The sequence below is a fragment of the Marinobacter iranensis genome, from assembly GCF_029207565.1.
GTDB classification, from domain to species: Bacteria; Pseudomonadota; Gammaproteobacteria; order Pseudomonadales; family Oleiphilaceae; genus Marinobacter; species Marinobacter iranensis.
This window is the reverse complement of the sequence record NZ_JANCMW010000024.1, coordinates 1-9146: the sequence shown is the minus strand read 5'-3', so window position 1 is coordinate 9146 and position 9146 is coordinate 1. Positions and strand designations below refer to the sequence as shown.

The following is a 9146-nucleotide window of genomic DNA, read 5'->3' as shown; positions in this document are numbered from 1 at the left end:
AATCGCCGTGGTACGTGATCCGTATGCCCGGTGATGTGGGAGGAGGGGCATCGTGAGGTGCCTCCCTATCCCGATTATAAATTGGTGTAATTATGGAAGAAGTTTTTCAGGTTGCAGGGGCTATCATTGCATCACTAGGTGGTGGAGCTCTGATCGTCATTGCCTGCTCTCATTGGCTCGGCGGCATTTGGGCCAAACGGATGCTCCAGAATGAAAGAGCGATCCATGCGGAGAAATTGGAAGGCTATAGAAAAGAACTCGACATTCTTAAGCAAAAAGATCTGACTCGTCACCATGACAAGCTGGATCTATACAGGGATGTGGTTTTGATCGTGAGCGAAATTTTACGTGAGCTTGAGGCAGTTTCCCTTGGAAAAAGGGATGGTTTCACGCCCTCAGTCGAGGAGAATTTTGCTTTAAATCGACACAAAGCATATGGCTATATCTCGCTCGTATCTCAACAAGAGGTGATGGATAGGTATAACGAGATGATCGACTTTTTTATCCCGGTAGTTTACGAGGGTAGGTCCGCTACTTGGGAAGAAATGAGGGAGAAAGCAGATCAAATGCTGAATGCGATGCGCCAAGACCTTGGGATTGACGATCAGGTTCTTTACCAGGGCGCAAGGTAATTTATAACAAACCGCATCAGCATGCGGCCAATGGCCGCCGGACGCCACTGTCGTGAAGCATTATGTGCGAGGGAGTTGATTGTGATTCGAGTAGTATATCGTTGGAAAGTAAAGGAAGAAAATTTTACCAGCTTTCAAGAGGTATGGAGTCGTACTACGAACAAAATACATGAAACGGTGCCAGGGGCGCTGGGAAGCTTCATGCTTCGTAGTCCAGAGGATAAAACTGAAGTGATCACGGTGGCAAAATGGGGTTCAATGGAAAGTTGGAGAGCATTTTGGGGCTCTGAGAATCCGTCGGAGATGGTTGATATGCGAAAGATAGGGGAGCGAATTTCAGCTACGGTATACGATGAAATAGATGACTTTACTCGTTGAAAATTCCTGTGGCTGGTCCATCCCACGGCGCAGCCCGCCAACCTGGCGGAGCAGCTCACCGCACATGGGTTGTCGCTCGTGGAGAACGCCACCGGCATGGCGCTGGATCTCACGGCGTGGAGCGTACCGATCGAAAGGGCGCGGTCAGCTATGAAGGCCGATTCTTAGAGGGCAAGAAGCACTGATTCACTCTGTCAGCAGGTCTCTTGAATGAATACGGATATCTCAATCCAGAAAGGAACACCTGAACACCTATCGGGTATACACGACCTGGTCCTGGAATGGGGTTACGCCGCCAATGAGTCTCAGACTGGAGCCTGGCTTGAGGCGCTGCTGGAATCCCCGAACCATCAGATATTTGTGGCCGTTTCAAATGCCTCAGTGGTTGGGTGGGCCGTCGTAGAAAGGCGTATTTCTCTCCGTGAGCTGTTTACGTCCGAAATCACCGGGCTGGTTGTGAGCACCCGTGCCCGACGGGCCGGTGTTGGGCGGTTGCTCGTTCAGGCTGTCGAGGACTGGTCCCGCACCAAGGGGCTCTCACGGGTTGTGGTGCGATCCAATGTAAGTCGTTCGGAGTCTCATGGGTTTTATCCGTCTGTTGGTTTTGAGCTTACCAAGACGGCCCATGTTTATGTGAAAGATCTAAAAGGCTCCAACAAACCAGGTAAGACTGGCGCATGAGCAAAGGCCCGATCCACGCCCGGTGCCGACGGCGGTGGCCCTTTTGGCGGAGTCCGGAATCTGGTGCTCCTTGACACCCAATTGCACCTTGCTAGACTCCGACTTGGCTGTATGGAGCACGTTTAGCTCTGAAGGATAGTCACACAAGGGCATACGTGCCCGGCAAGGATGCCTCGGGAGTTCTAAAAGATATCCCAAGATCTTCATGGATGAGCAAGGAGCGATCAATGAGCGGCAAGAAAGTCGTCCTGGTCGGAGACCTCGGTACGGATCACCAAGGTTTCCCACCCACCCCGGTAATCAGCGGTTCCCCCAATGTACTAATTGACGGCAAGCCCGTCGCCCGGGTAAGTGACCAACTTGCCCCCCACTCCAAACCCAAGCACCCACCCCATCCACGCACCATCACCTCCGGTTCAAGTACGGTTTTCATAAACGGCCTGCCAGTGGCCATTACCGGTGGTGCGATTTCCTGTGGTGGGGTTACCATTGGCAATAGTAGCGCGGTGGTAGGCGATACTCATACACCAGTACCTTTCTCTGGTCTTTCGGGGGCAAACCCTCACCCTACCCCTGTAATCGCAGAATCCAGTTCAACTCAAAATCGCACCAAGGGCACATCAGCCCCTTCTGGCACGCAACTGCGCAATGGCACCTCCAGCCACAACGGCGGAGGTGGAGCTTCAGGCGCAACCTCGTCTCAAGCCACCAAGGCTATTGACGAGTCCGGCAAGACCCTGCGCCTGGGCGTGTTCTTCGATGGCACCGGCAACCACAGGGGCAATGACCAAATCCTGACGAACCGCGATGTGACGAATGTAGCAAAGCTGCATGAGCTGTATCGTGACGATGGTTTTGGCAGCAACTACCGAAGAATCTACGTTGATGGGCCTGGAACCATTGACGGCAAGCACACCCCGGATGGCTTTGAGGCTCCGGAGGACCTGATGGGTCTAGGTTTGGGTGTCGGTCCTGAAGGGGGGCACAATCGAATTGAAACGGCCTTGCGGGATGTTCGACTCAACCTGGAAAATGGAGACTACGACGAAGTGGTCTTCGATGTCTTCGGCTTCAGCCGTGGCGCGGCCCTGGCCCGGCATTTTGTCAACCTGGTCAATGAACAACCGGAAACCGTCCTGCTGCCCCAATTTAAAGGCGCCTCTTTGTTTGCGCCGATGGTGGGGTTCAAGCCGGTACCCGCTTTCCCATCCGGTTTGAAGGTACGGGTAAATTTCGTCGGCCTGTTTGATACCGTGGGTAGTTTCTACATACCGGGACGCGACGCCAACCTGGACTTCAACCTGAACCTGTCGCCTGGTAGCGCCAAGAGGGTGTTGCAGTTGACGGCCTACCATGAGATCCGCAAGAATTTTCCTCTGAGCAGTATTATGGATGCCAACGGCAATGGCCCATCACATTTCACGGAAATAGCCGTACCTGGAGCCCACTCTGATGTGGGTGGCGGTTACGAGAACCCGGACAAGGGCTTCGAGAACATCGAGAAAATCGTTCTTGGCATCCACTCCGGCCTTGCCGACGGTGGCCACACCCAACGCACCGCCATTCCGCAACTTGAAGCGCAGTACGCGCGACCAGGCCGGACTGTTGTGGCGGTGCCCCAACCGAACGGTGATATCCACGTACAGGAGCGCCGGCGCACCCGCAAGGAACTGGCTATCCATAACCTGCACCGGATGTACGATTTCGCAGAACAGAGCGACGTGCCGCTCAGGCAAATGAACACGAACGACAAGGGCTACCAAATCCCCCAAAACTTGCAGGGTGCTCTAACCAATTGGCAAGCAAACGGGGGATCACTGGCCGTGGCAAGGGATTACCTGGGCGGATACATCCATACCTCCCATAGCATCTACAAGCTTGGGCTGGGTCCGGAGCCTTCCGGTAAACGGACGGTTTTCTACAACAGGCCAACCCAGGCCATAACCTCGTCCAATGTAGGAGTGGCACGTGCGCAATGACACGGCTCTGAGAGTTACCTTTATTATCCTGTTGTCATTCCTGGCGGCGGCCTGCTCTTCGGAACCTCGCGAGTATGACTTTGGAGTGTCCCTAGCGGGAGGGCCGAAGGGTTGGCCGGTCTGGGTTGAAGACATTACATTCGACGACACTTGGAGTTCTCCTGGCGGTACGTTGGGAGGGGGGTTTGACCATGACCCTCCTGGAGGGGCAATTGCTATATTGGGCCCCAAGCCAGCACCCAGTACCGTGCGTGCCCGTTGGTTCTCCTACCGGACCCAGACGTTCCATGAGGTTACCTTCTCACTCCCCGATGACCTCGACGAGAAGCTGCGCCGGTGGTATCGGGACTATCCAAACGAGAATTACCGCCATCATCTTGTCGTTGGGTTTTCCGGAAAAGGAGAGGCGCTGGCTTGGTGGAGCGCTTTCTGTACCATCTGCGGGTATGACCGCAGCCGCGATTTTCACACGCCGCTGATCGAAAATGTCCAGGCAGAAGTCGTCGAAGGAGACCCAAGCGGCTACCGATTACAAACCCAGGAATTGATCGATGAGGGGAGCATGCCATCACCCTGGTAGCCAGGTGTGTACGACTTTGCGGTGCACGTAGCGGGGGCAGTATATTTTTACATGCTTCCCCTCCCCCGTTGGCTTAACCGTACATCTAATTGCCAATCACCGGCGCAGACCACCACACTGGCTGAATCAATATTATTGGCATCATTGCCAAGGCAATGACCCAAAACACCACTGCCTTTGCCCTGCCCCGCTGGTAGTAATATGACGCAGCCCATAACAATGCACTGACCACCAGAGCGATCAGATATAAGATCCCCGCGTAGACTCCAACACCCTCTCCAGCAAAAATGAACCGGCTGAAGATATAGAAGATCCAGGCCTGCACAGCCGTGATTAGCAGCAGCGCCGACGGATACGACGCTTTGCGTAGAATCACTGCATTCATTGCCGAGCACCTGGGCCCAGCAATACGGTTCCTTTGCCTCTCATACTATTCTCCCTGGCTAACTATCCAATCGTCCATCACTCCGTTGCCTTCCAGCGCTACCAGAAAACACTAGAGGAATTTAACGGGATTTTCGAGCATTGGGAGGCTATGTCTTCCCACTTTTCATATGCAGGAACAAGGGCTTGGTTTTCCACGAATGGAATCTCCACCCGAAGAATTTCACCCTGTTCGTCAAGAACATAGGCGTACAGACTGTGGACGTACAAATCGATTCCACAATAATGCCGGTGGGTGCTATGGTAAAAGTTCATGAGTCTTCTCCCTTGTAGTGCTTGGTCGCCTTCCAACTTAGCGGGCAACCGCTGGGCTGGGGAGAAGGCTCAATCAGTATCAATCGCAGGCATGGCGACGCTTTTTCCATTACGGCTTCGCCTTCATTCCAAAGCCGCGAATGCTGCGGGCGATGCTTGCAGAGAGGTAACTGTGCACGTCTTGTCCAAGTTCCACTATCGGGAATGGCCGCCACCGCCAGCCTTGACTCGGCAACTGGTTTGCCTTTGGCAGTTGCACATCACTGGCAACACCGACGGCCAGCGACCCATTCTGCCGGATGGTTGTGTGGATCTGATCTGGCTGAATGGCGCTACGCCATTGGTAGCCGGCCCCATGGACCGGGCACAGCACTTTCCCCTGCCTCCGGGGACCACCGTGTTGGGAGCCCGCCTGCGTCCAGGCTGGGCCGGAGTCGCCCTGGGTCTTCCCGCAGCGCAGTTGCGCAATCTGCATGTGCCACTGGCGGATATCTTGCGAACCAGCCCTCTATGCACGGCTACCCAGCTCACCTCGACCAAGCTGCCGGCCCTGCTCCAAAAGTACTTCGTTGATATCGCCCCATTGGACCCGACCATGTGCTACACCGCCCACTGGCTCGCCTCCAATCCTGATGGGCAGATTCAGCAATTGGCCAAGGAACTGCAACTGAGTGAGCGGCTATTGCATCGCCGTTGCCAGATTGCCCTGGGCTATGGTCCCAAGGTGTTCCAGCGCATCATGAGGCTGCAGCGTGTGCGCTGGCTGGCCAATACCTCCTTATCGACCAGCTTGACCTGGCTGGCGATGGAATCCGGCTATGCCGATCAGGCGCACCTGTGCCGCGAGGTGCGCACTTTGACCGGTCAGTCTCCGACCCGCCTACTGCCTCGGCAATTATCCAGCGTGGCGTTGTCCGATTTATTCAATTCCCCGCTGTCCTCATGAGCTAGGCTGGAGACTGACCTGGCTGAAAGGAGAATAGTTTATGAAGCCTCGTATCAAAGTGATCACCCTGGGAGTGGCCGATCTGGAGCGCGCACTGGCCTTTTACCGTGACGGTCTGGGTCTACCTACCGAAGGTATTATCGGTACCGAATTCGAGGACGGCGCCGTTGTTTTCTTTAACATGAACGATGATTTGATTCTAGCGCTTTATCCAAGACCTGCGCTCGCCAAGGATGCGAATGTTCCCTTGGACTCTCCTAGCTCATCCGAAATTTCTATCGGACATATCGTCGGATCCAAGGAGAAGGTCGACGCCATCATGCAATTGGCGCAAAAGGCTGGGGCTAAGGTCACAGATGCTGCCCGTGACCGGTTTTGGGGCGGGTACTCCGGATACTTCCAAGACCCTGACGGCCACCTTTGGGAAATCGCCTGGAATCCTGCTTGGGAGGTCGAAGATTAGCCGGGTGACCCCAGAGTCCCAACGTTGCTGGCCATGCCCACGCTGTGATGAGGGTCTGGTTCGCATGGTTCGTCAGATCCCCCGGTTCAGAATAGCGGCCGTGCCGACTGGCTAGATCCTGATCTGGCGGGTGAAAGCCTACAGTTCCTTGGGAGCTGGGCGTCTGTACTGTCCAGGACTGGAAAAAGCAGTATCTGCGGGGTAGTCTGAATGAAACCACAACAAGGAACCGCCCCATGAAGGATAAAACGAGGCCCATGTTCGCGGGTGCTGATGCAACTCGGCAACCAGACTCACCGCTCCGGCTCCTGCCCCCGAATTACTTTATCCTTATACGTCGCTCGATAGCAGCGGCTCTGGCGGCTTAGTCCAACAGACATTTAAAGGTCATGCTGCGCACGACCATTAAATGCTTCGGTGTTACATCCAGAGAGCTACCGAGGAGGGAGGTTGAAGTTACGCAAAGGCAAGACAAAGTCTATTCTTGATGCGTCGATTGATTCGGCCTTGCTAGCCGTGGAGATCTACAACAAACCAAGGACGACCTTCCGCAGTGAAGGGTTCATCGCGATGATGATAATCGCATGGACCCGTCTTTTTCATGCATATTTTAATGTCACCATTGGTGACAAGTATTACTATAAGAAAAAGAACGGGCGATATGACACGGTGGATGGTGAGAGAAAAGCGTGGGAGCTTTCCACTTGCATCAAAAAATACGGAAATCTCGATCATGCCGTCGAAAGCAATATAAATTTCTTTATGAAATTAAGAAATAAAATTGAGCACAGGCATATCGAAAAGAGAGAGGTGGATACGCTTATATTTGGTGAATGTCAGTCCTTCCTCTTTAACTATGAAACTACACTTATAGATTTTTTTGGTAGAACATATTCAATCAACGAGGCTTTGGTTTACAGCTTGCAATTCTCACATATTAGAACGAAACAGCAAGATAAAGCCAATCGGTCGGCACTGTCGAAAGACCTATCTGAGATAGTGTCGTTTGTTGAGAGGTATAGAAATTCACTTGATGAAGCAACCTACAACTCACAGGAATATAGCATCAAGCTAATACAAATTCCGAAAATATCTAATACCAACCGAGCCGATGCAGCGGTGGAGTTCGTTAGATGGGATGCATTAAGCGAAGAGGATAAGGCAGCCTATGAGCAGCTCAATGTAATAATTAAAGATAAAACTGTAAAAGTACAGGCCGCTAATGTTGGGCGCCTTAAGCCTTCGGAAGTTGTTAAAAAGGTAAACGAAGGTTTGGTTGGCAAATCAATCACTCAAAATCTTCACACTACTCTATACAAAATTTTCTCGATTCGACCTGAAAATGGGGCTGATGATCCATTCGATACGCAAGCTGAGTTCTGTCTCTATGATGAGACCCACGGTGATTATGTATATCAAGATGCTTGGGTAAGTTTCCTTACTCATTTCATTCAATCTTCAGGTCTCGAACCAAAAGAACTGCGACAGAAAGAGCGTGACGCTGAGAAGCTCGATGTTGATCAGTACAGGATGTAATTACAGCTAGGTAGGTACGAGCATTAGATTAGGGGCTACCCATGTCTCAGAAGCTTTTGGCCAAGATCAATCAGGGTTGTCATGACACTGAGAAAGAGCTTTTAAACCTCATAGATAATGCAACTCGTCTAGAAAAGCAGAAGATATTGAAGGCAGCGCAACAAAGGCTGAAAATCGTCGCCCCCGGTAAATACAGGCAGATCGTTGGCCCGTTACACGTCCGAGACCCGATGGGTAGCAAAAATTGCTATTGCTGTAACCCCACCTCTCTGGAGCGAATAGCAAACGATATCGTTTCGGGTGACATACATTACGAAGCGCTGTTGTGCGATGCCTGCTGGGATGAGGATATATCGGTAGCATGGGGCACATATGGCCCGTATGGTAAAAAACTGATAGATAAACGGACGTGGCAAGCTCTATGCACGGAAAGAGGCGATTGGAAGTTTGGAGCATGAGGGGGATTCTTGGAGAAGGTTGAGGAAGCGCTCAAGCTTTATCGAGACGAGGTTGCCACGGCAACCTGGGCATTTTATGCGTGGAAGCATTTAAACAATATTGGATCAAATGATCGAGCGGTCCGAAATGGTTTAAACCGAAACGCGGCAACTTGGAACGTAATCACGCACTCCTTGCAGACGACATTTTTCATAACGATTGGCCGGCTCTTCGATATCGATGGCGATGCATTCTCTGTGCACGCATTTCTTAGGTTTTGTATCGAAAACGTTGATCAGTTCGACTCTCGGCATATACGTGAGCGCAAGATGACTGACCAGAATGGTATTGAGGCTGATTGGTTGGAAAGTTACATGGGGAGAGTCTATGAAGCAAAGGTGCCAGATTTCCAGCGTTTGAGAGGAGAAGTCACCAAACACCAAAAGCGTTATGAAGAGATCTACCGACCGATACGGAACAAGGTCATGGCTCACAAGGAAATTGCATCTCTTTCAAATGTAACTGAGATCTTTGGTCGGACAAATATTGGCGAAATTCAAAGTTTTCTGGCCTTGTTCGGTCAAGTTGAGAACGTAGTTTTTGATCTAATGCACAATGGGAAGTTACGAAAAATCGGAGACTACGAACTCCATGAAGAGCAAAGAATGGAACAAGATGTCACCTCTTTGCTAGATCGAATCAAGGCTTAACAATCGGCTGTTGTCGGACGTACCTACTGTAGTGGTTCAATGATTCCGGACACCAACGTAGGTGGTAATATCACCACCATAAACGAGGTGTCTGATGACCAGAA

The 9146-nt window shown here is 51.9% G+C and carries 11 protein-coding genes; 10 read left to right on the top strand and 1 reads right to left on the bottom strand.

Annotation, left to right across the window (positions count from 1 at the left end; genetic code table 11):
- Positions 1-92: 92 nt before the first annotated feature.
- From NLU14_RS21160 to NLU14_RS21140, 5 genes are all read left to right on the top strand, one after another.
- Positions 93-632, top strand: coding sequence for a hypothetical protein (locus NLU14_RS21160; protein ID WP_275710357.1), 540 nt, complete (start codon positions 93-95; stop codon positions 630-632).
- Between the two features lie 81 nt (positions 633-713).
- Entirely contained in the window at positions 714-1010 is a 297-nt protein-coding gene (locus NLU14_RS21155) for an antibiotic biosynthesis monooxygenase family protein (protein ID WP_275710355.1), read from the top strand.
- A gap of 210 nt (positions 1011-1220) precedes the next feature.
- Complete coding sequence (locus NLU14_RS21150; RefSeq protein ID WP_275710353.1) at positions 1221-1691, top strand: GNAT family N-acetyltransferase; 471 nt, start codon at positions 1221-1223, stop codon at positions 1689-1691.
- Positions 1692-1918: 227 nt separating this feature from the next.
- Positions 1919-3670 carry a type VI secretion system PAAR protein gene (locus tag NLU14_RS21145; RefSeq protein WP_275710352.1) on the top strand — a complete coding sequence of 584 codons (1752 nt, stop codon included), beginning with the start codon at positions 1919-1921 and terminating at the stop codon, positions 3668-3670.
- Positions 3660-4250: a DUF2931 family protein gene (locus NLU14_RS21140; protein ID WP_275710350.1), complete on the top strand. Its 591-nt coding sequence runs from the start codon at positions 3660-3662 to the stop codon at positions 4248-4250. The genes NLU14_RS21145 and NLU14_RS21140 overlap by 11 nt, the downstream gene beginning before the upstream one ends.
- An 85-nt stretch (positions 4251-4335) precedes the next feature.
- On the opposite strand, the gene NLU14_RS21135 is transcribed toward NLU14_RS21140, so the two are convergent.
- A complete protein-coding gene (locus tag NLU14_RS21135) occupies positions 4336-4635 on the bottom strand; it encodes a hypothetical protein (protein WP_275710348.1) in 300 nt (99 codons plus the stop codon).
- Between the two features lie 486 nt (positions 4636-5121).
- On the opposite strand from NLU14_RS21135, the gene NLU14_RS21130 reads away from it, so the two are divergent.
- The 5 genes from NLU14_RS21130 (at position 5122) to NLU14_RS21110 (ending at position 9042) form a co-directional block, all read left to right on the top strand.
- A complete protein-coding gene (locus NLU14_RS21130) occupies positions 5122-5895 on the top strand; it encodes a helix-turn-helix transcriptional regulator (protein ID WP_275710346.1) in 774 nt (257 codons plus the stop codon).
- 40 nt (positions 5896-5935) lie between these two features.
- Positions 5936-6358 carry a VOC family protein gene (locus tag NLU14_RS21125; protein WP_275710344.1) on the top strand — a complete coding sequence of 141 codons (423 nt, stop codon included), beginning with the start codon at positions 5936-5938 and terminating at the stop codon, positions 6356-6358.
- 450 nt (positions 6359-6808) lie between these two features.
- Positions 6809-7894, top strand: a complete 1086-nt coding sequence (locus tag NLU14_RS21120) for a DUF3644 domain-containing protein (RefSeq protein ID WP_275710342.1) — start codon at positions 6809-6811, stop codon at positions 7892-7894.
- A 41-nt stretch (positions 7895-7935) separates the two neighbouring features.
- The gene (locus NLU14_RS21115; protein ID WP_275710340.1) at positions 7936-8352 is read left to right on the top strand and encodes a hypothetical protein; all 417 of its coding nucleotides are present in this window, start codon (positions 7936-7938) and stop codon (positions 8350-8352) included.
- 9 nt (positions 8353-8361) lie between these two features.
- Entirely contained in the window at positions 8362-9042 is a 681-nt protein-coding gene (locus tag NLU14_RS21110; protein ID WP_275710338.1) for an AbiU2 domain-containing protein, read from the top strand.
- Positions 9043-9146 lie beyond the last annotated feature (104 nt).